Consider the following 20,936-nt stretch of genomic DNA (forward strand, 5'->3'; position numbering starts at 1 on the left):
CGATGAATTACGAATTAGGGAGGAATGACGGCCACTGCATAAATCCTGATGGTTTTATTTTATCTTTGCTGAAGATAACCTAATAATCATGAAGATAGCATTACAAAGAGTAGATGACGGATTTAATATGGAGGCAGTAGATGAAGGCGGCCACAAAGTACTGATGGACTCATCTCTGGAAAATGGCGGTAAGAATAACGGAGTAAGACCTATGCAAATGGTGATCATGGGCCTGGGTGGTTGCTCTGCCATTGATGTGATGATGATCCTGAAGAAACAACGCCAGGAAGTAACAGATTTTCGTATTGAAATAGAGGCAGAAAGAGAAAAAGGAAAAGAACCTTCTCTCTGGGAAACGGCTCACCTGGTATTTCATTTCAAAGGTAATATTGATCCCGATAAAGCAGCACGCGCTGTAGAATTGTCTATGAACAAATATTGTTCTGTAGCGGAAACCCTGCGTCAGGGTAATACCAAACTGACCTGGGAAGTGAAACTGAACGCTTAAAATGCTGTAATTACCATATCCATGAGCAAAGATAGACATCAATACCAACCGGATACCAATGCGGTAAGAATGCAGACGCCAAAAACGGACCAGATGGAACATTCCGTACCCATGTTCCTGACCTCCAGTTTTTGTTTTGACAATGCAGAAGAAATGCGCGCTACCTTCGCGGATGAAACAGACTTTAATATCTACAGCCGTTTCAGCAATCCCAATGTAGACGAATTTGTACAGAAGATGTGCGCCCTTGAAGGGGGAGAAGCCGGGTATGCCACCGCATCGGGTATGAGCGCTATTTTTGCCAGCTTCATGGCCCTGCTCAAAGCCGGCGACCACCTGCTGTCTGCCCGCTCTATCTTTGGATCCACCCACACCGTGATCACGAAGTTCCTGCCTAAATGGGGTATTGAAACTTCTTATTTCGATATGACAGATCCCGCCGGTATTGAAGCCATGATAAAGCCCAATACCCGGATGATCTTTGTGGAAACGCCGTCCAATCCCGGTCTGGAGATCATTGACCTGGAACTGCTGGCCGGCATCGCCAACAAGCACAATATCATTCTGAACGTAGACAACTGCTTTGCAACGCCTGTACTGCAACGTCCTATTGAATGCGGCGCCCACCTGGTCACCCATTCGGCTACCAAATGGATCGACGGACAAGGACGTGTTTTGGGTGGAGTAGTAGTTGGAAAGGCAGCACTGATCAAGGAAATTCATACTTTTTGCAGAAGCACCGGCCCGGCCATGTCGCCATTCAACGCCTGGGTGCTGAGTAAAAGCCTGGAAACCCTGTACGTGAGGATGGAGCGCCATTCGGCCAGCGCCTTGAAACTGGCGGAGCGCCTGGAAAATAATCCGCACCTGCTGTCAGTGAAATATCCTTTGCTGACCAGTCACCCGCAATACAACATTGCAAAGAAGCAAATGAGCGGCGGTGGCGGTATCGTATGCTTTGAGCTGAAAGGCGGCCTGCAACAGGGCGTTCGTTTCCTGGATGCCTTACAGCTCCTTTCGCTTACCGCTAACCTGGGAGACAGCCGCAGTATTGCTTCCCATCCGGCCAGCACCACCCATGCAAAGCTCTCTGATGAAGAACGGGCAATTGCCGGTATAACGCCAGGGCTGATACGCATTTCCGTAGGACTGGAAAATATTAAGGATATAGTGGAAGATATAGAACAGGCATTAGAGAAGAGTAAATAAAAATAATCACGGAGCTGGCTGAAAGGAAACGCGAGATAACAACCCGGCATAACTTTTTTAGTCAGCTCCTGTAGCAGCATATGGATGTTCCCCCGCAACATCAGCATGAATATCCCGATGTACCGACCCAAATGACATCACGTTGGATAGAGACCAACTTGTGTTTTCCCCGCGGATTTTTAAGAGGTTCAGAAAACAATTCCTTTATTGCGACTAACCCTCCTCTTTTTTGAACTTTTCTACTTATATTAGAATCATGAAATCCTTTGCCCATTTTCTCCTGATCCTTCTCCTGGCTTATGTAGCAGGTATGGTGCTGCCCTGGTGGAGCGTAGCGCTCGTGGCCTTCCTGGTAACGTTGCTGATGTCTTTATCACCGGCTAAATCATTCTTCAGCGCCTTTATGAGCATATTTGTGTTATGGATGATCCTGGCTTTTTATATGGATGTAAGAAATGATCACCTGCTCGCCAATCGTATGAGTGAAATGATCTTGAAGGTACGGAGTGCGCCGCTTATGGGTGTAGTCAGTTCATTCATTGGCGGACTCGTAGCTGGCTTTGCCGCCAGTTCTGCTGCGTTTATCCGCGCCAAAAAAAGGCCCGCCTGATTACTTATCCAGGCTGTTAAAATTCTGATAAAACAGGTTACGCAGATAACCCGTAAGCTGTTCGCCGTTACATTTGGAATATGAAGAACTACCTGTCTGCCCTGTTTTGCATTTTCATTTCCAGTTACTGCCAGGCTATTGCGGTGAAAGGCCGCGTAACGGATGATAAAGATCAGCCGCTTCCATTTGCTACCGTTTTCATAAAAGGAACTACCACCGGCACTACTACCAACGCTGCCGGCCAATACCAGCTTGATCTTGCGCCCGGTCAGTATACCGTGGTTTGCCAGTATATCGGTTTTAAAAGAACGGAACTGCCGCTTAACGTAAACGCCTCTACGCAGATACTCGACTTTCACCTGCAGCCCGTTAATATGCAGATAAAAGAAGTGGTGGTGAAAGCCAATGGTGAAGATCCCGCCTATGCCATCATCCGGCAGGCCATTAAGAAACGGCATTTCTACCAGGAACAAGTAAAAGAATATACCTGTATGTCTTATATCAAAGGCACTATAGGGATGAAAAATGTTCCGGGAAGATTCATGGGACAGAAAATAGATAAGAAAGAAATGGGGGTAGACAGCACCGGGAAAGGCATGATATTCCTGTCGGAATCTGTCACTAAAATATCGGCACGCTTGCCGGATAAAATAAAACTGGAAGTAATTTCCTCCCGCAAAAGTGGTGGTGGCTTTGGTTTAAGCTTCCCTGCCATCATCAGCTTCTATGATAACAATGTTTCCGCCGTTATCACACAAATGGGCCCCAGGGGCTACATTTCTCCCATTGCGGAAAACGCATTGGCCTATTACAAATACCGGCTGGAAGGCACCTTCACAGAAGAAGGCAAAACCGTAAATAAAATACAGGTGATTCCCCGCCGTAAGCAGGAGCCCCTGTTTTCAGGCTATATCTTTATTACAGACGACGACTGGCGCATTCACAGCACAGACCTGATCCTCACCAGCGAATACCAGCTGGAACTAATGGACACACTGGAGATCCGCCAAACCCATGTACCCGTTACCGCCGACATCTGGCGCGTAAAAGACCAGGTGATGCACATATCATTTAACAGGTTTGGTTTCCGCATGGGCGGCAGCTTTGTCAACGTATATTCCGACTATAACGTACATCCTGGTTTTCCGCCGAAGTTTTTCGATAATACTTTCCTTAAATATGACTCCGCTTTTGACAAGCAGGGACATACCTACTGGGACAGTATCCGGCCGGTGCCGCTGGAAACCGCAGAGGTAAAGGATTATCACGAAAAAGACAGCACCGCCAAAGCCGCGCGCGACTCTTCTTTTTCCCGCTATCACCTCGACTCCCTGCAACGCAAACAGAAACCGGTGAAAGCAATGGATGTACTCTGGAACGGTGTAAAACATAAATACTATTTCCGCCGCGACAGCTCTATACAATATCATTCCCTCGGCGTAAAAGGACTGTTGAAATCATTGAAGTATAACACCGTGGAAGGACTGGTCATTGCACTGGAGCCCGATCTGAACATCTATACCGGGGAAGAAAGCAGTTTACGTATCACCCCTTTTCTGCGGTACGGATTGAGCAATACTCACTTCAATGCCTATACGCAAATTGACTATAGTAACAGGAGTAAAGTACAAAAACGCTATGGCCGCAACGACTGGTCGCTGGCAGGAGGGAAGCGCATTTCCCAATTCAACCAGGATAATCCCATTGATAATATTGCCAATGAGTTTTATACCCTGCTCCTGAAGGAAAACTATATGAAGCTCTATGAAAACTGGTTTGGTAAACTACGCTACACACGTACATTCCAGACCAATGACCGCCTGTCCCTCGGCGCTACCTATGAAAGCAGGAACCCGGTAGAAAATACCACCGACTTTGTATTCTTTAAAAACGACCATAAACAGTTCACGCCCAATCATCCTTATGAGCTGGCGAATGTGCCCTTTGAAAGGCACCAGGCGTTGATACTGGATGTGGATTTTACCTTCCAGCCCGGTCAACAGTTTGTGGAGTTGCCCGACCGCAAAATTCCTTTCGGCTCCAAATATCCCACGTTCAAAGTAGGCTATAGCAAGGGGATACCCAATGTGGCAAACAGTATTGTTGATTTCGACAAATGGAGTTTTTCCGTTCAGGATAATATGAACTTTAAATTGCTGGGTGAATTCCGCTACCGTATCGGAGCCGGAGGATTCCTGAACGACCGGAACGTACAAATACCCGATTACCAGCATTTCAATGGTAACCAGACATTTTATAACATGAAGTACCTGAACAGCTTTCAGCTGGCGCCGTATTATCAGTACAGTACTACCGCTCCGTTTTACGCTACCGCCAATGTGGAGCACCATTTTAACGGGCTACTCACTAATAAAATTCCATTGTTCAACCGCCTGAAATGGAACCTGGTGGCCGGCGCCAACGCATTTTATGTAAACGGCGATAATAACTATGTAGAAGTTTTTGGAGGTATTGAAAATATTCTGAAGATGATCAGGGTAGATGTGGTAGCGGGTTATCAGAGTAAAGAAGATACCCGTATAGGTGTCCGGGTTGGCTTTGGTGGTATACTGGGTAATATGGTGAAGTTTAAAAACTAACCGGCAGTGATTCCGGGGACCTGTTACCACCTGTTATTGCTTGCCAGGTAACAAAATCCCCGTATCTCATCATTCACAAAACCGGTTCTAAAATTTCTTCCTGCTCTTTATTTCTTTCTTTTGGTCAAAGAAATATGCCAGCAACCTGTAAATCCAGATACCAACAACTGCATAAATAAAGTAGGTAATGTAAATACTCATAAAATAACATTTTCGGGTTAAACAATATTGCTTCTCTTATTTTCAAAAAGGGTGCCAATTGGGGTTGTAACGTATCCGCAAAGATATATACAATAATTATCAAATAATTATAAAAAAATAAATATTTTTTAGATCTCCGGTGAACTTTTGGTTAAGTTAATTCGTTAGTAAGGTAAGTATATTTTGGACCAGCGTAGTGCACATTTTGCTCACATGTTAGTGCCAAAACGAAGTGTCATCCTTTGAACTATCCGGTATGAGAAAAATCGCCCTCATTGCGCTGCTGTCAGGAATTATCCTGGTCGCGGCCGCCTACATTACGGAAACAAATGACCTGCCCGGTGCGGCAGAACTGAGAACTCCCGGCTTTATTGGTTATATCTTCATTATCAGCGCAATAGCCTGGTTTTCCTTACATCTTCTTTATCAGTGGGGGAAGAAATCAGACCCCTATCACTATTGATATTCAGTGAATTTTGCTACCTTTGCGGCCTAAATCAATTGTTCTTTTACGATTAAAGAGGGTTGATTGGAGTTTTGTTCGCGACGCAGGCGTCCTTAAAATTTCAAGCAATTATGGCATTACACAACAGAGTATCTGCCGCCGAACTGAAAGTACGGCTGGCCAATGAAACGTTTAAACGCGTCACTGTTTCTTTCTACCAGTACGCAAAAATCCCCGATCCACAGGCATTCCGTGATCAGCTGTACGAATCGCTTTTTCAACTCGGCACTTTCGGGCGTATTTATGTAGCCCACGAAGGCATTAATGCCCAGGTGAGCGTTCCTGAGCACCACTTTGAGGCATTTAAGCAACAACTGTATGCTATCGACTTCCTCAATGGCATCCGGCTCAACATCGCCGTGGATGATGACGGCAAATCCTTTTTTGTGCTGAAAATCAAGGTCCGCGAAAAGATCGTGGCCGACGGCATTGAAGATCCCACCTTCGACATGGCCAACCGTGGCCGTTACGTGGATGCCGGCACCTTCAACGAACTCACCGCCGATCCGGATACCGTGATCGTGGACATGAGAAACCACTATGAGTATGAAGTCGGACATTTTGAAGGCGCCATAGAAGTGCCCTCAGATACTTTCCGCGATCAGCTGCCAATGGCTGTAGATATGCTTGCAGATAAAAAAGACAAGAATATCATCATGTACTGCACCGGGGGGATCCGTTGTGAAAAAGCATCGGCTTACATGTTGCACAACGGTTTTAAAAATGTATTCCACCTCGAAGGCGGTATCATTGAATACACCAACAAAGCCCGTCAGCAAGGACTCCCCATTAAGTTCAAAGGCAAAAACTTTGTATTCGACGACAGGCTGGGGGAACGCATCAGCGACGATATTATCAGTCATTGCCACCAGTGCGGAGCGCCCTGTGATACACATACCAACTGTCTGAATGATGGCTGCCACCTCCTGTTTATCCAGTGCGAATCCTGCGCAAAAAAGTATGATGGCTGCTGCAGCGAATCCTGCCAAACCACCCACGCATTACCTCCGGAACAACAGGCGGAACTGCGCAAGGGAGTGGAAAAAGGACTGATGTTCAACAAATCCAGGAGAAGAAAAATAGAATAAAAAATCCGCCCCGCGTTGTTTCTTCTCGGCAGGGCGGAGTAGCTGACCATAAAATTGAACCGGCCGGATCACTCCGGCCTTTTCTTTTCTATGACCATTCTATCAACCTATATGCGAACTAAAAATGTGAACGTATAGCCCTCCGCGTTATAACGTACTAAAGGGAAAGGCTACACGCCATTCAATCCATTACATCTGATCCTTCTTATTTTTATAAGCACCGTAGAAAATGATCGGGAACACCAGCAGGGTAAGTACTGTGGCAGTAATAAGCCCGCCAATTACTACGATGGCCAACGGCTTCTGTGTTTCAGACCCGATGCCATGTGAGATAGCTGCCGGAATCAAGCCTATGGCGGCCATCATAGCAGTCATCACCACCGGCCGTATACGGCTCTGCACACCCAGTTTAATCGATTCATTCAACGATAGTTTTGCCTCCAGGTTTTTATGGAATACGGAAATAAGGATTACCCCATTCTGAATACAAATACCAAACAATGCAATGAAACCCACACCGGCGGAGATACCAAAATTCATATTGGTTACATGCAATGCCAGAATACCACCTATCAACGCAAACGGCACGTTCATTAACACCAGCCCTGCATCCTTTACACTGCCCAGCATAATAAATAACACCATGAAGATGGCAATGATACTGATTGGCACTACCTGTCCCAGTCGTTGTGTGGCGCGCACCTGGTTTTCAAATTCACCCGTCCAGCCAATGCTGTAGCCTTTTGGTAGTTTCACTACCCGGTTGATTTTCGCCTGCGCTTCAGCAATGGTGCTGCCGAGATCGCGGTCACGAACCGAGAATTTCACGCCGATAAAACGTTTGTTGCTGTCGCGGTAAATGAAAGCCGGTCCGGTAATGGTTTTGATCTCTGCGATCTCTTTCAGCGGTATTTTATTGTTATTGATCGTAGGCACCATCAGGTTGGCGAGGTCATCTTCCGTTTTACGATAGTTCTCATCATAACGGATACGGATATCAAATTTTTTCTCGCCTTCATACAGCTGCGTAGCGGTTTTACCACCAATAGCCATTTCAATAACCGCCTGCGCGTCGCCGGTGGCTACGCCATACTGGGCCATTTTGTTGTCGTCGAGATTGATGCTCATTTCAGGCTGACCAATATTCCGGATCACGCCAAGATCCTTAATACCCTGCACGGTTTTCAATTGCGCTACTACCTGCTGTGAGAGCGATTCCAGCTTCACGAGGTCGTCGCCAAAAATTTTTACGCCGTTGGCAGCCTTGAATCCGGCCACTGCTTCAGAAACGTTGTCGCTGATAGGTTGTGAGAAGTTCAGGATGATACCCGGGTATTTCTTCAGGCGTTGTTCCATCTGGGAAATCAGTTCATCCTGCGTAATCCTGCGTTTCCATTCCTCCTTCGGCGCCAGGTCTACCTGGTATTGTACAAAGTAGAAGCCGTTGGGATCTGTACCATCATTGGAGCGGCCTACCTGTGATAATACCCTTTTAACTTCAGGGAACCCACCGAGGTCCTGGCGGATATCATGCGCCATTTTGGTGCTTTCTGTAAGCGACATACTCATGGGCAGTTCCGTGGTTACCCAGAGGGAGCCTTCATTCAGTTGCGGAAGGAACTCCGTTCCCAGGAATTTGGCGGAAACAAAGGTGAGTACCATGAAAGCCAGTGCCAGCGTAAGACTCAGGCGTTTATTCCGGTAGGTCCATCCAAACCCTTTCATTACAAAACGGTCAAAGAAATTTACCAACGGGTTGTTCTTCTCTTTTACGTTTTTGTTGAGCAATATGGAACACAGTACAGGCACCAGTGTTAAGGTGAACAGCAATGCGCCCAGTAAAGCAAATCCCAGCGTCCAGGCCAGTGGCGAGAACATTTTACCTTCTACTTTCTGGAAAGAAAATATGGGGATCAGGGAGATGATGATAATGAGTTTAGAGAAGAAGATGGCTTTGGCCAGTTCTCCACCGGTTTGCTTGATCCAGCCAAGTTTCGCCATTTTATTGAACCGCTCCATGCCGAACTTGTGGGCCTTATGGTCCAGCATCACGAAGATGCCCTCCACCATCACCACGGCGCCGTCTATGATGATACCGAAGTCGATCGCCCCCATCGACAGCAGGTTGGCGCTCATGCCTTTGAGACGCAGGCACATAAAGGCAAACAACAGGGCCAGCGGAATAATGATGGACACGATCACGGTGGTGCGCCAGTCGGCCATGAACAGGAATACGATCACGGTTACAAAAATGATCCCTTCAGCGAGGTTGTGCATCACCGTATGGGTGCAGAACTCCATGAGGTTATCACGGTCGTAAAACGTTTCCATTTTAATATCATCGGGCAAAATGGTTTCATTCAGCTCTTTCAGTTTTTCTTTCAGGCGGGCGAGTACTTCTGTGGGATTTTCCCCTTTACGCATTACCACAATCCCTTCTACCAGGTCGTCGTTGCTGCCTATGCCTACCTGGCCCACACGCGGGGCGGAGGCTTCGTGTACGTTAGCCAGGTCTTTCACCAGGAGGGGCACACCGTTGATATTCTGAACAATGATGTTGTTGATATCGGGGATACTGTTCAGCAGGCCGATACCACGCACCACGTATGCCTGTCCGTTCTTTTCAATTACATCACCGCCTACGTTCACATTACTTTTGGTAACGGCCTGGTATAATTCCAGCGGCGTGATATCATATTTGGCAAGTCGTACCGGGTCAGCGGAAATCTCATAGATCTTTTCTTGTCCGCCAAAGGCCACTACATCCGCTACACCGGGCACGCTGCGGATCTGCCGGTCTATCACCCAGTTTTGCCAGGTGAGCAGATCGCGGGAGTCGCGTTTGCTGCTTTTCAGGTAGTACCGGAATATCTCACCGGTAGGACCGTAAGGGGGCTGTACTTCGGGGCCGGCGCCCTCCGGCAGACTAATACTCTGCAGCATGTTGTTGACCTGTTGCCGGGCGAAGAAATCTTCCACGTCATCGTCAAACATGATCTTTACTACAGATAGTCCGAACATGGTAACAGAGCGCACGCTGGTTTTCTTTTGTACTGCATTCATAGATACTTCTATGGGCAGCGTTACAAAACGTTCCACTTCCTGCGCGCTGCGGCCGTTCCATTTGGTTACAATCACGATCTGTGTATTGGTAACGTCGGGGAAGGCTTCAATGGGCGTATGCAAAAATGAGAATATGCCTGCTGCGATCAGCGTAGCCACACTGATAAAAACAAACAGTTTGTTCCTCAGCGAAAAAGCGACAATATTTCTAATGAATTTATTCATAAGTCCTGTTCTTTAGAATGCCACTCTGGTCCTTAACCCGATGATATTTACCGGTCCGCGGTCCCTGTTGTAGGCAGGGTGCATCACAAACTGGTAGTCAGGGCTTAAGGCTATATGTAGCCTGGTAATGTTACATTGATAGAAAACTTCGGCAATCATTTCCGGTGCGTAGTTCAGCTGGCCGTCGCCGATCATGAAGCCTGTACCGCCTGCCGCCAGGTAGTTGCGGTGTTCTGCTGATAATCCGTTTACGACCAACGCTGCGCCGGCGTTGTCTTTTCCTGTGCCAGCAGGCGGGTACTGCCCAGTGCCAGTATTCCTATGGAGAACAACTGCTTCATTGTGCGTTTAATCTTTAAGTGCATCGTAGATGAGCAATTGGTTTTTGGAGATCACTTTCTCTTCTGCTGCTAAGCCGGAGGAGATATAAGTAATATCGCCGGCGGTTTTATCTACCTCTACCTCGCGTACGGCTATATTAAATTTGTCTTTAAATACCAGCACATAATTTTTGCTGTTATCAAAGATGACGGCCGCAGAAGGGACGGCTATTTTCCGGTCGTTATCCTGGTATTTTACATATACCGTGGCAAACATTTCCGGTTTCAGCAGCATGTTTTTATTATCGATGCTGATCCTTACCTGCATCGTTTTGGTAGCGGGGTCCAGGAAGTTATAGATCTTGTCGATTTTGCCGCGGAAGGGCTGATCAGGGTAGCTTACCGTTACCACGTCTGCTTCATAGCCTTCTTTGATACGGGCGATATCTGTTTCAAAAACATTGGCCATCACCCACACATCATCCAGCTCGGAGATCGTGAAAATATTGGAGCTGTTATCGGTACGTATCTCCATGTTATTATTGATATTCTTCTCAATAATATAACCGGAAATAGGGGCGGTTACCAGGTAGGTAGCGCCTTTACCTTTGCGGTATATTTTAAACAGGTCGTTGAGCCGGTTAATTTCTGCGTCAGACTTTTGTACTTCTCCTTTGGCATTTACCACATCTTTATCGGTGTTCAAACGACTGTCGAACAGGTCCTGGGCTACTTTGAGGTTTTTGTCTGCCACGTTGCGGTCCGACTTAGCCTGTGCCAGCTGCTTTTCGTAATCAGCAATTTCGGCGCTGTGTATAACAGCCAGTACCTGGCCTTTCTGTACATAGTCGCCCAGCTGTACTTTGATATCTTCCACATACCCGCTCACCAGCGGATATACTTTCAATACCTTCCCGCCGTTGGGGGTAACCTTACCGGATAAACGAACTTCATTCACCACCGGTTGCAGATGTGCGGTATCGATACGGATATTTTTCAGCATGGTATCGCTGAGCACAAAGGTGGTTTTCTCCTGATCTTCTGCCTGGCTGTGTTTACAACCACTCCATAGAATAGTTGCCAGCAGCGAAAAGCCAATAAAAAGGAAAGGCTGTTTCATGCGCTTAATTTTTAAATAATTCTTGTCCTGTTGCATAGTTGAGTTCTTCGTAGGCATTTACCCGGTTGGATAAAAACTTGTTGATATTTTTTGCGTTATCGCTGTAACTGTTGAAGTAATCGATGAACTGAAGAAGGGAGATATTTCCTTTGCTGAAATTCTTTGCCACTTCCGCAATCAGTGTATCAAATTCTCCCTGGAACTGATGCAGGTCAAACCCTTTGTAACGCTTTTCCAGTGCCAATATCCGCTGATAAGCATTCAGTACTTCCGATTGTGCGATGGATTGTTGCTGCAATAGCTGTTGTTGTTCTGCGCCTATCTGGAGCTGTGCGGCGCGGATATTTCCCTGGTTACGGTTCCAGGTGGGTAAGTCAATGCCCAGTGTTAAGCCAACGAAGTTTGGCGTGTAACTGCCTTGCTTATCGTAGGTAGCGCCTACATGAAGATCCGGTACTGCCATTGATTTCTGGAGGCGGTAGTTCAGCTGTGCGGTCTGAAACTGCACGTCGGCCATCCGTACATCCGGCCTGTTCTGCGCTACGCTGTCGAGCAGTGGTTGCAGCTGGATTTTATCCAGGTTATATGAAGCCAGGTCCGCAGGTTGCAGCCGGGCTTCATAAAAAACGCTGGTATGTAACAACTGTTGCAGGTTTTTCTGTGATTCCAATTCCTGTTGTTTCAGATCGGCAAAGTCGTTTTCAATGCCTACCTGTAATGCCTGCAACCTTACGAGATCTGCATGGGCCACGCTTCCTTTCTTATCAGCCGTTACATATGCATCCACAATTTTCTGCAGGTTATCCAGCTGTTCTTTCAACACGGTTTCGCTCTGTTGCTGGTAGTATACATTGTAGAAGTTTTCCCGGAGTTGTAAGCGGAGGGTGCGCACCAGTTCATCAAAGTTGGCTTCGCTCATTTTAGCTGCAGCTGCGGCCAGTTGTATGGTTTTATTGCGTTTGCCTGCCAGCTGGATAAGCTGATCCAGGTTGTATTGTGTTTCGCCGCCGGCGCCTACATTAAACGGTTTGAAATTATTGGTGCTACCAAAACCCAGTACGGTGCTGAAGGAGGGGTTGTTCCACATCTTCGCCTGCCGGATCAGCGCTTTTGAAGCGTCTACCTGGTAGCGTTGCGCCAGTAATAAATAGTTTTTTGTAAGAAATGAATCTTCAACTGCCTGCAAGGTGACAGGTTGAGAAGTGATTTGCGCCTGTGCATGTTGAATAAAGCCCAGGCCGGAAACACACGCTGTTAGGAACAGCATCCTGATAGTTCGCATAATGCCAGATTTCATGGCACAAAGCTCACAAAGGTGAATTAAAGCGGCCTTTAAGGAAGATTAAAAAAAACTTAAAAGAAATTTAAACATGTGGGAGGATCACGGAGAATGTGGCGCCTCCTTCCGGGTTGGAGGTAACAGTAATATGGCCGTTGTGGATCTGCACAATTTTTTTACAGATAGATAAACCCAGACCATGACCGCGGATCTGAAGGGCGTTTTGGCCACGGTAAAAGGGCTCAAATATTTTGTTAATGTCGTCCGGTGGAATACCGATGCCGGAATCTTTTATCTGTACAAGGATATGCTTGGTGAAAAAGTCTATCGACACATGCGCCGTGTTATTCTCAGAAAACTTACACGCATTATCAATCAGGTTCAGGAAAAGGACCTTTAACAAATTCTCGTTTCCATAACAGGTTACCAGCAAATCATTATCGGGCACCTTCATAAAATGGATCTCTACTTTGCTGGAGGTTTTTTGTTTCAGCCGGATCAGGGTGGTCATCTCCATCAGTAACTCATCGATCCTTACATTACCCAATACAAATTCCTGTTGCCGCATTTCGGACTGGGCCAGTTGCAGCAGGCCGTTGGAAAGGTCGGAGAGGTTCTCTGCATCTTCCAGCACGGAAGTGAGTAGTACCAGGTATTCTTCTTTGCTGCGGTCTTTGGATAATGCCACCTGTAACTGGCTGATAATGGCGGCCAGGGGAGTTCGCAGCTCATGGGAGGCATTGCTCACAAAGCTTTTTTGCAGGTGGAACGACTCACTGAGGCGTTGCAGCATGGTGTTAAAGTTGGCGCCCAGCTTAGCTATTTCATCTTTTCCTTTCACGGCTACCTGCGTATCCTGCATGTTGTTGGCGTTGATACTATCTACCTGTTGTACCAGCTGATCGATGGGCTGTACCATTTTCCGGGCAAAAAAGTAACCTACGCCTACCAGCACTATCACGGCGGTAATCAGCTCCAGCAGCAGGATCTGGCTGAGGTTCTGCAGGTTTTGAAAACCATATTTATCAAAGGAAGATACAATTACGATGACAGACACATTGCCTTCTGTATAATAAACGCCTACTACTTCGCCAACGCCTTTGTCGTAGCTGTACAGTTTATTTTCTTTGATGTAGTCGAGTAAACTGGGATGCGTGCGGATGGTAGTGTCTTTCAGATTGCTGTACAGCAGGTCGTAATTGGGGTTGTATACGAGGATGGTTTCTTTATAAAGATCCTGGAAGGTGGTCCGGTCCAGTTTCCGCAGCAGGTCTACCTTTACGTTGCCGTCTTCAATGATCACATTGGCAATGGAACGGGCGCGGTATTCCAGTCTTTCCAGGTATTCCGCCTTCCGTGATTTGGCAGAGAAATAATAGGCCAGCACGGCAAATGCAACGAGCATCAGGGTGGCCGAGAGGGTATAATAAAGCGCTATTTTATATTTGATTTTCAACCGGGCGTGTTATTCTTCAGAAAGATAATAACCCATACCTGTTTTGGTGTGCAGGAGTTTCTGATCAAAATCCTTGTCTATTTTTTTGCGGAGGAAGTTCATATACACTTCAATCACGTTGGTACCGGTATCGAAGTCGATATCCCATACTTTTTCAGCGATGGTGATTTTGGAGATAACCTTGCCTTTGTGCATGGCCAGGAATTCCAGCAGCTGGTATTCTTTGGCGGTGAGGGCAATTTTTTTGCCGCCACGTGTTACGTCTTTTTTCTCCCGGTCTATTTCCAGGTCGGCAATGCTGATTTTGTACTGGGTACCGTGAGTGGCGTCAGAGCCGGCTCTTTTCAGGAATACGCGGATACGCGCCAGCAGTTCACGGAAGTCGAAAGGCTTAACGAGGTAATCGTCTGCGCCCAGCTCAAAAGCCTGCATTTTGTCTTCCATGCCACCGAGTGCGGTGAGCATGATCACGGGAACGCGGTTGTTTTTATGACGGATCACTTCGCACAGCTCATAGCCGTTGTTGTGGGGCAGGTTCAGGTCCAGGATCACCAGGTCGTAATCGTTGCTGGTGGCCAATCCTTTTCCTATGCGTCCGTCGTAGGCTACATCCACATCAAAACCGTTTTCTTCCAGCCCTTTCTTTACGGCATTGGCTACTTTAACTTCGTCTTCAACAACCAGTATCTTTTGCATAGAAAGGGTTTAAGTATTGTTATACAGGTATCCCGAAAGATACCTGTATAACAGAATAACTAACTGATAAGGTTCGCTTCCAGCTGCATTATTTTCTCAAATAACTGCTCATATTGCTGATTGGCCCTGTCCAGGTATTTCTGAACATCCTGGTATTCGTTTTCTACCTGGGCAAATTTAGCTTTATCGTTATAGATTTCAGGAGAACCCAGGCTGGCTTCCAGGCCGGCCTTACGTTCCTTCAGGCTGGCCACCTGGCCTTCTACCTGTGAAAACTGTTTTTGTTGTTTCTGCAGTTCGCGCTGTATGTCTTTGTTGATAGCGCCTTTGCCAGCATCTGCGGCAGGAGCGGAGGCTTGCTGGCGGCTTTCTTTTTTCGTATCTGCGTTATTGTTAGTGGCTTTGGCATTGCCGGGCTGTTGCTGGGCAGCCATTCTTTTTTTCCACTCTTCGTATTCGTTGTAGGTACCTTTGAATTCCTTGATTTCGCCGTCAACGATTTCCCAGATCTTGTTGGCTGTCTGGCTTACGAAGTAACGGTCGTGCGATACCAGTACCAGGCTGCCGTCGTATTTGTTGAGGGCGTCTATCAGCATTTGCACGGAGTTCATGTCCAGGTGGTTCGTGGGCTCATCCAGCATCAGGAAGTTGGCCTGGCTGATAATGGTTTTTGCCAGCGCCACACGGGCCTTTTCACCTCCGGACAGGATCTTGATCTTTTTAAATACATCATCGCCGGTAAAAAGGAAGCAACCTAACAACTGGCGTAATTCCAGCTCTGTGCGGCCGCTGCCAAAGTTTTTCAGTTCATCCAGTATTTCGCTGTTCATGTCCAGTGATTCCAGCTGATGCTGTGCATAGAAGCTGGTTACCACGTTGTGGCCGGGTACCCGTTCACCTTCCATCGGCTCCATACCAAAGATGATGCGCAGGAGGGTAGATTTACCCTTACCATTGGCGCCGATTAAGGCTATTTTATCACCACGGTTGATTTCAGCGCTGGTATTTTTTAAGATCTCTATCTTGCCGAAGCTTTTACTGATGTTATTCAGGGTACATAAGATCTTGCCTGGCGTTTTATCTACGGTGAAGTTTATTTTGATTTTAGACGGGCCGTTATCGGTTTGTTCCACACGCTCCAGTTTATCGAGCCTTTTGGCGATACTCTGCGCCTGGGCAGCTTTGGACGCTTTGGCTTTAAAGCGCTCAATAAAGCGTTCCTGCTGGCGGATATAGTCCTGCTGGTTTTCGTAAGCACGTTGCTGCATTTCGCGGCGCAGTTCCTTTTCCACTTCATAGTCGGCATAAGAACCGGCGTAGTGGTGCAGCTGCTGCTGGTATACTTCCACGATCTTGTTCACCATACGGTCCAGGAAGAAACGGTCATGCGATACAATGATCACGGCGCCGTTGTAACCTACCAGGTATCTTTCCAGCCATTCGATGGAGGGAAGATCCAGGTGGTTCGTGGGCTCATCGAGCATCAGCACATCCGGCTGCTGCAGGATAAGACGAGCCAGGAGCACACGCATGCGCCATCCACCGGAGAACTGGCTGTATGGCCGTTCCAGGTCGGAGGTGGTAAAGCCAAGACCTTCCAGCACCTGCGCCGTTTTGTGTTTCATGTTGTAGCCGTCGAGCGCTTCAAATTCATGCAGTTTATCGCTGAATTCATGCAACAGTTCTTCTGTCTGGCTGTCTTCCAGCTCCCGGGTAATACGCTCAATGTCTTTCTCCAGCTCCAATGCTTTGCCAAAGGCCATCATGCCTACGGTAAGGATAGACTCATCAGTTTCAAAGCTGAGCAGGTCCTGGTTAAAGAAGCCAATCGTCAGACTTTTACTTTTATTAACACTTCCTTTGGAAATGGAATATTCCCCATTGATAATGCGCAACAGGGTAGATTTGCCGGTACCATTCAACCCGATAAGCCCCACACGGTCGCCCGGTTCTATATGCCACGAGGAATCTTCCAGGATAACCCTGGACCCAAACTCAAATGTAATGTCCTGTAATGCGATCAACATAAAAAATAGAAAAATTGGATAAAAAACGTGCAAAGTTAAGGAAAAATGCGGACTTTAACCTACTCAAATTCAGTACTCCTAAGAAACAATCCGGTCATTTTATTTAGTTTTGTTACAAAGTGTAAGATTATGAATTTTAAAGTATGCGTTCCGGTTGGCTTATTAATGCTCAGTGCGGCGCTGTTTGCCTGCAACCAGCAGGCCGCCCCAAAGGAGGAAGAAGCGGCGGCAGGCGCTTCCACCGCATTACAGGCGCCATACAGCCAGGTGTTTTATGACTCACTCGGCGCCGCTATGCAATCGTATTATCAACTTTCGGATGCGCTGGTACAGGCGGACAGCATTGCCGCCAACACTGCTGCTGCGGCGCTCAAAGGGCATGTGGATAGTCTCCCGGTGAACCTCTTACAGATGGATAGCAGCCACCTGGCCAATATTACCGGCATCACCGGCAGCGTAAGCGCCGAATTAGCCGGGCTGGCAGGGGAAACTCAGCTCGAAGGTAAAAGAGCGGCTTTCCAGATGGTATCCGATATGCTGTTCGACCTCGTGAAGAATACGGGCCTGAAAGGTCATACTATTTATCACCAGTATTGCCCGATGGCATTTGATGACAAAGGCGCTTACTGGCTCAGCGACAAAGCAGACATACAGAATCCTTACTTTGGTCATAAGATGCTCACCTGCGGTGAAACCAAAGATAGCCTGAGCTATAAATAATAAGTAATCGTTGGATCGTGCGCAGTAAATCGTAAATTACTTTTGCATTTGCTGCTCATGATTTACGGTATGTTCACACGATATAGTCCCTTTTTATTGTTCTTCTTTTTGCTATGTTTCTTCCATGAAACAGCGGGACAGCAATTTACCGTAAGCGGTTTTATTAAAGACAGTACCAATGGTGAATCGCTTCCCGGCGCCACCGTGCAGGTGCTGCATTCCACAAACGGAGTACATACCAACAACTACGGATTTTATTCTATTACACTGCCGGCCGGCAACTACATCCTGCTGTATTCTTTTCTGGGCTATGAATCCAAAGCAGTAGCGCTTACCCTGGATGGGAATACCACCCAGCACCTGCAACTGTACCCACGTTCGTACCAGGCAAGGGAAGTGGTGATCACCGACAAAAGAAAAGATGCCAATGTAAAAAGTACCGACATGGGCAAGGCGGAGTTAACGGCGGTACAGATAAAGAAATTGCCCGCATTAATGGGAGAGGTGGATGTGCTCAAAGCCCTGCAGCTCATGCCGGGCGTACAGGCCGCCGGAGAAGGCAATGCCGGTTTTTATGTGCGCGGTGGCGGAGCCGATCAAAATCTTATCCTGCTCGATGAAGCACCGGTGTATAATACGGGCCATCTCTTTGGCTTTTTCTCCGTGTTCAATGCAGATGCTATCCGGAGCACCACGCTCATCAAAGGCGGTATGCCAGCCAATTACGGCGGTCGGTTATCCTCTGTGGCGGATATCGCCATGAAGGAAGGGAATAATAAAAACTTCCAGGGAGAAGGGGGAATCGGGCTGATTTCTTCCCGGTTGTCTTTCCAGGGACCGCTAAAAAAAGATAAAGCCTCTTTTATTGTCAGCGGCCGCCGCACTTATATCGACCTGGTCACAAAACCATTCATTAATAATACTTCGTATAAGGGTTCGGGTTATTACTTCTACGACCTGAATGTAAAGATGAACTACGCCATTTCAGATAAAGACCGTATTTACCTGAGCGGTTATCTTGGAAAAGATGTATTCAGCTTTAATAACCAGGACCGTTCGTTTGATGTAAAGATCCCCTGGGGCAATACCACGGCTACTTTGCGGTGGAATCATGTATTCAGTCAGAAGTTGTTTGCCAACACCTCCCTCATCTACAACGACTATAAATTTCAGTTCAGCGCCCTGCAGAATAATTTTGATATCAGGCTGTCTTCCGGCATCAGTGATATGAACCTGAAAACAGATTTCGACTACTATGCGCATGTGAAGCATCATATCCGTTTTGGCGGCAACTATATCTATCACACTTTTACGCCGTCTACCATCAGCGGGGAGCAGGATTCCACCAGGTTCTCCCCGGAGAACGTGTTTAAGAAATATGCCCATGAAGTGGCGTTGTACCTGATGGACGACTGGGAAATATCTCCCCGGCTGCAGCTGAACGTGGGCGTGCGTTACAGCGGTTTTATGCAGATAGGCCCCTATACCCGCTACACCCGTGATGCAGCAGGGAATAAAACCGACAGCATCGTGTACCGGCGCTGGCAGCCGATATCCCGTCATGGTGGCTTTGAGCCGCGGGTTATCCTGCGATGGTCGTGGAACGAGGAAAGCTCCGTAAAAGCTTCTGCCACCCGTAACTACCAGTTTATTCACCTCGTATCCAACGCAGGAACTACTTTGCCAACAGATGTTTGGGTGCCCAGCACCTACCTGGTGCAGCCGCAGATTTCCTGGCAATATTCCGCCGGCTACTTCCGCAACTTCAATAACAACATGTATGAAGCGTCTGCAGAGATATATTACAAGAGCCTGCAAAACCAGATTGAATACCGGGAAGGGTATACACCTTCATTGAATGATCCGGAACTGGACTTCGTTTTTGGAAAGGGGGAGGCTTACGGAGTGGAATTATTTGTAAACAAAAAGAAGGGGCGGTTTACCGGCTGGCTGGGCTATACACTGGCCTGGACGTGGCGGCAATTTCCCGCGCTGAATGATGGCAACCGTTATCCCGCGAAGTACGATCGCCGGCATGATTTGTCGCTGGTAGGCACCTACGACCTGAGTAAACGGTGGACCGTGTCGGCTGTGTTTATTTACGGCAGCGGTAATACCACTACGTTACCGGAAAAGTTCTATTTTATAGAAGGTACGCTGGTACAAGGTTACGGCAGCATCAACTCCTACAGGCTGGATGCCTATCACCGGCTGGACCTGTCGGCCATATATACACCGGCGCCTAAAAGGCCCAATAAGCGCGTTAAAGGCAGCTGGACATTCTCTGTATATAATGTTTACAGCAGGAAAAATCCTTATTTCATTTACTTTGACCAGGAGGGGAGCGCCGTAGATGGCACGTTGAAGGTAAGTGCGAAGCAGGTATCGTTGTTTCCGGTGTTACCGTCTGTGACATATAATTTCAGGTTCTGATCCGGAATTCAAAGGGGTGATAGTACGGTAAATTCAAAAGAGGGGATAGTACATACAAATGGGGTGATAGTAGGGGCATTATCTCACTAAGCAGTACCTGATGATTCCTACCAGAGCCGCCACTATAGCAATGAACTGCGCAATGGCGGCATAGTGTACTGATTTGTGAATGGTGTTGATCAGTTCTACTTTGACGTCCTGGATAGTGCCGGATAGCTCCGATTTAACCTTTTGAATATCCAGCGTTAGTTCTGATTTGACCCTCTGGATATCCAGCGTTAACCCTGTTTTAACAGCCGACAGCTCGTCTTTAGTGGCCATCAGATCCATGCGGGTAGCAAGCGTGTGGATATCCTGCTTAAGTTCATTTTTAACAGCGGATAGCTCCTCTCGGGTAGCCATCATATCCATCCGGGAGGCAAGCGTGTGGATATCCTGCTTTAGTTCGTTTTTAACGGCCAATAACTCGCCTTTATCAGCCAGTTGCTCAATTTTCGCGGATGATTTCTTCTCATAATGATCATCCAGCGCGTTTACAACTTCCAGGGCTTTGTCGTCCGACAAATGCAAATCCTTGCGGAAGATGTCATACAATTTTAAGTTCCCGATTGTCATATGTAATGGTTTTATATTACAGGATTAAAACTAATTTATTCTTTATTCCGATATCGCAATTATTACAGATATTTCTTTTAAATATATCAAATGCAGCTTCCCGTTATTATTTATTAAATACGAATGATATTTTGAAGTAAATGAACTAAGAACAGCGCCTGGATTATTACCTGGATAGCGCTCCCATACCTTATTGAATCTTGCGTGCCGGATGATTTTGCAGATGCTATCCGACTACGGGAGCAGTCCTATGCAGGGGAG

Annotated in this window: 16 protein-coding genes; 8 read left to right on the top strand and 8 right to left on the bottom strand. The window is 47.1% G+C overall.

Annotated features, from left to right (window positions below; genetic code table 11):
• Positions 1-88 precede the first annotated feature (88 nt).
• From ACMXI2_RS11855 to trhO, 6 genes are all read left to right on the top strand, one after another.
• A complete protein-coding gene (locus ACMXI2_RS11855; RefSeq protein WP_483781797.1) occupies positions 89-508 on the top strand; it encodes an OsmC family protein in 420 nt (139 codons plus the stop codon).
• Positions 509-529: 21 nt separating this feature from the next.
• On the top strand, positions 530-1,717 hold the full coding sequence (locus ACMXI2_RS11860; protein WP_483781798.1) for an O-succinylhomoserine sulfhydrylase: 1,188 nt from the start codon (positions 530-532) through the stop codon (positions 1,715-1,717).
• Positions 1,718-1,973: 256 nt separating this feature from the next.
• Positions 1,974-2,327: a hypothetical protein gene (locus tag ACMXI2_RS11865; protein ID WP_483781799.1), complete on the top strand. Its 354-nt coding sequence runs from the start codon at positions 1,974-1,976 to the stop codon at positions 2,325-2,327.
• A gap of 80 nt (positions 2,328-2,407) precedes the next feature.
• Positions 2,408-4,927, top strand: a complete 2,520-nt coding sequence (locus tag ACMXI2_RS11870; RefSeq protein WP_483781800.1) for a DUF5686 and carboxypeptidase regulatory-like domain-containing protein — start codon at positions 2,408-2,410, stop codon at positions 4,925-4,927.
• Between the two features lie 457 nt (positions 4,928-5,384).
• Complete coding sequence (locus tag ACMXI2_RS11875) at positions 5,385-5,591, top strand: hypothetical protein (protein ID WP_483781801.1); 207 nt, start codon at positions 5,385-5,387, stop codon at positions 5,589-5,591.
• Positions 5,592-5,704: 113 nt separating this feature from the next.
• Positions 5,705-6,721: an oxygen-dependent tRNA uridine(34) hydroxylase TrhO gene (gene trhO / locus ACMXI2_RS11880; protein WP_336388620.1), complete on the top strand. Its 1,017-nt coding sequence runs from the start codon at positions 5,705-5,707 to the stop codon at positions 6,719-6,721.
• 189 nt (positions 6,722-6,910) lie between these two features.
• On the opposite strand, the gene ACMXI2_RS11885 is transcribed toward trhO, so the two are convergent.
• The 7 genes from ACMXI2_RS11885 to ACMXI2_RS11915 all read right to left on the bottom strand — a co-directional run bounded on the left by ACMXI2_RS11885 (position 6,911) and on the right by ACMXI2_RS11915 (position 16,907).
• The gene (locus tag ACMXI2_RS11885) at positions 6,911-10,009 is read right to left on the bottom strand and encodes an efflux RND transporter permease subunit (RefSeq protein WP_483781802.1); all 3,099 of its coding nucleotides are present in this window, start codon (positions 10,007-10,009) and stop codon (positions 6,911-6,913) included.
• 12 nt (positions 10,010-10,021) lie between these two features.
• Positions 10,022-10,267 carry a carbohydrate porin gene (locus tag ACMXI2_RS11890; protein ID WP_483781803.1) on the bottom strand — a complete coding sequence of 82 codons (246 nt, stop codon included), beginning with the start codon at positions 10,265-10,267 and terminating at the stop codon, positions 10,022-10,024.
• Positions 10,268-10,357: 90 nt separating this feature from the next.
• A complete protein-coding gene (locus ACMXI2_RS11895) occupies positions 10,358-11,449 on the bottom strand; it encodes an efflux RND transporter periplasmic adaptor subunit (RefSeq protein ID WP_483781804.1) in 1,092 nt (363 codons plus the stop codon).
• 4 nt (positions 11,450-11,453) lie between these two features.
• The gene (locus tag ACMXI2_RS11900; protein WP_483781805.1) at positions 11,454-12,731 is read right to left on the bottom strand and encodes a TolC family protein; all 1,278 of its coding nucleotides are present in this window, start codon (positions 12,729-12,731) and stop codon (positions 11,454-11,456) included.
• Positions 12,732-12,813: 82 nt separating this feature from the next.
• On the bottom strand, positions 12,814-14,184 hold the full coding sequence (locus tag ACMXI2_RS11905; protein WP_483781806.1) for a HAMP domain-containing sensor histidine kinase: 1,371 nt from the start codon (positions 14,182-14,184) through the stop codon (positions 12,814-12,816).
• Positions 14,185-14,193: 9 nt separating this feature from the next.
• A complete protein-coding gene (locus ACMXI2_RS11910) occupies positions 14,194-14,880 on the bottom strand; it encodes a response regulator (RefSeq protein ID WP_079467387.1) in 687 nt (228 codons plus the stop codon).
• Between the two features lie 59 nt (positions 14,881-14,939).
• Entirely contained in the window at positions 14,940-16,907 is a 1,968-nt protein-coding gene (locus tag ACMXI2_RS11915; RefSeq protein ID WP_483781807.1) for an ABC-F family ATP-binding cassette domain-containing protein, read from the bottom strand.
• A gap of 129 nt (positions 16,908-17,036) precedes the next feature.
• Here ACMXI2_RS11915 and ACMXI2_RS11920 point away from each other — a divergent pair, with 129 nt between their 5' ends.
• Both ACMXI2_RS11920 and ACMXI2_RS11925 read left to right on the top strand, forming a co-directional pair.
• Positions 17,037-17,627, top strand: a complete 591-nt coding sequence (locus tag ACMXI2_RS11920) for a DUF3347 domain-containing protein (protein WP_483781808.1) — start codon at positions 17,037-17,039, stop codon at positions 17,625-17,627.
• A gap of 69 nt (positions 17,628-17,696) precedes the next feature.
• Complete coding sequence (locus tag ACMXI2_RS11925) at positions 17,697-20,060, top strand: TonB-dependent receptor (RefSeq protein ID WP_483781809.1); 2,364 nt, start codon at positions 17,697-17,699, stop codon at positions 20,058-20,060.
• Positions 20,061-20,138: 78 nt separating this feature from the next.
• Here the strand turns inward: ACMXI2_RS11925 and ACMXI2_RS11930 are convergent, their stop codons facing one another.
• A complete protein-coding gene (locus ACMXI2_RS11930) occupies positions 20,139-20,675 on the bottom strand; it encodes a hypothetical protein (RefSeq protein ID WP_483781810.1) in 537 nt (178 codons plus the stop codon).
• Between the last annotated feature and the right edge of the window lie 261 nt (positions 20,676-20,936).

This window comes from Chitinophaga sp. G7 BAM 1005, assembly GCF_057126945.1.

Bases quoted from the DNA above. Each gene is read 5' to 3' on its own strand.
- ACMXI2_RS11855 (WP_483781797.1), top strand. From the start codon at position 89: ATGAAGATAGCATTACAAAGAGTAGATGACGGATTTAATATGGAGGCA.
- ACMXI2_RS11860 (WP_483781798.1), top strand. From the start codon at position 530: ATGAGCAAAGATAGACATCAATACCAACCGGATACCAATGCGGTAAGA.
- ACMXI2_RS11865 (WP_483781799.1), top strand. From the start codon at position 1,974: ATGAAATCCTTTGCCCATTTTCTCCTGATCCTTCTCCTGGCTTATGTA.
- ACMXI2_RS11870 (WP_483781800.1), top strand. From the start codon at position 2,408: ATGAAGAACTACCTGTCTGCCCTGTTTTGCATTTTCATTTCCAGTTAC.
- ACMXI2_RS11875 (WP_483781801.1), top strand. From the start codon at position 5,385: ATGAGAAAAATCGCCCTCATTGCGCTGCTGTCAGGAATTATCCTGGTC.
- trhO (WP_336388620.1), top strand. From the start codon at position 5,705: ATGGCATTACACAACAGAGTATCTGCCGCCGAACTGAAAGTACGGCTG.
- ACMXI2_RS11885 (WP_483781802.1), bottom strand. From the start codon at position 10,009: ATGAATAAATTCATTAGAAATATTGTCGCTTTTTCGCTGAGGAACAAA.
- ACMXI2_RS11895 (WP_483781804.1), bottom strand. From the start codon at position 11,449: ATGAAACAGCCTTTCCTTTTTATTGGCTTTTCGCTGCTGGCAACTATT.
- ACMXI2_RS11900 (WP_483781805.1), bottom strand. From the start codon at position 12,731: ATGCGAACTATCAGGATGCTGTTCCTAACAGCGTGTGTTTCCGGCCTG.
- ACMXI2_RS11910 (WP_079467387.1), bottom strand. From the start codon at position 14,880: ATGCAAAAGATACTGGTTGTTGAAGACGAAGTTAAAGTAGCCAATGCC.
- ACMXI2_RS11915 (WP_483781807.1), bottom strand. From the start codon at position 16,907: ATGTTGATCGCATTACAGGACATTACATTTGAGTTTGGGTCCAGGGTT.
- ACMXI2_RS11920 (WP_483781808.1), top strand. From the start codon at position 17,037: ATGAATTTTAAAGTATGCGTTCCGGTTGGCTTATTAATGCTCAGTGCG.
- ACMXI2_RS11925 (WP_483781809.1), top strand. From the start codon at position 17,697: ATGTTCACACGATATAGTCCCTTTTTATTGTTCTTCTTTTTGCTATGT.
- ACMXI2_RS11930 (WP_483781810.1), bottom strand. From the start codon at position 20,675: ATGACAATCGGGAACTTAAAATTGTATGACATCTTCCGCAAGGATTTG.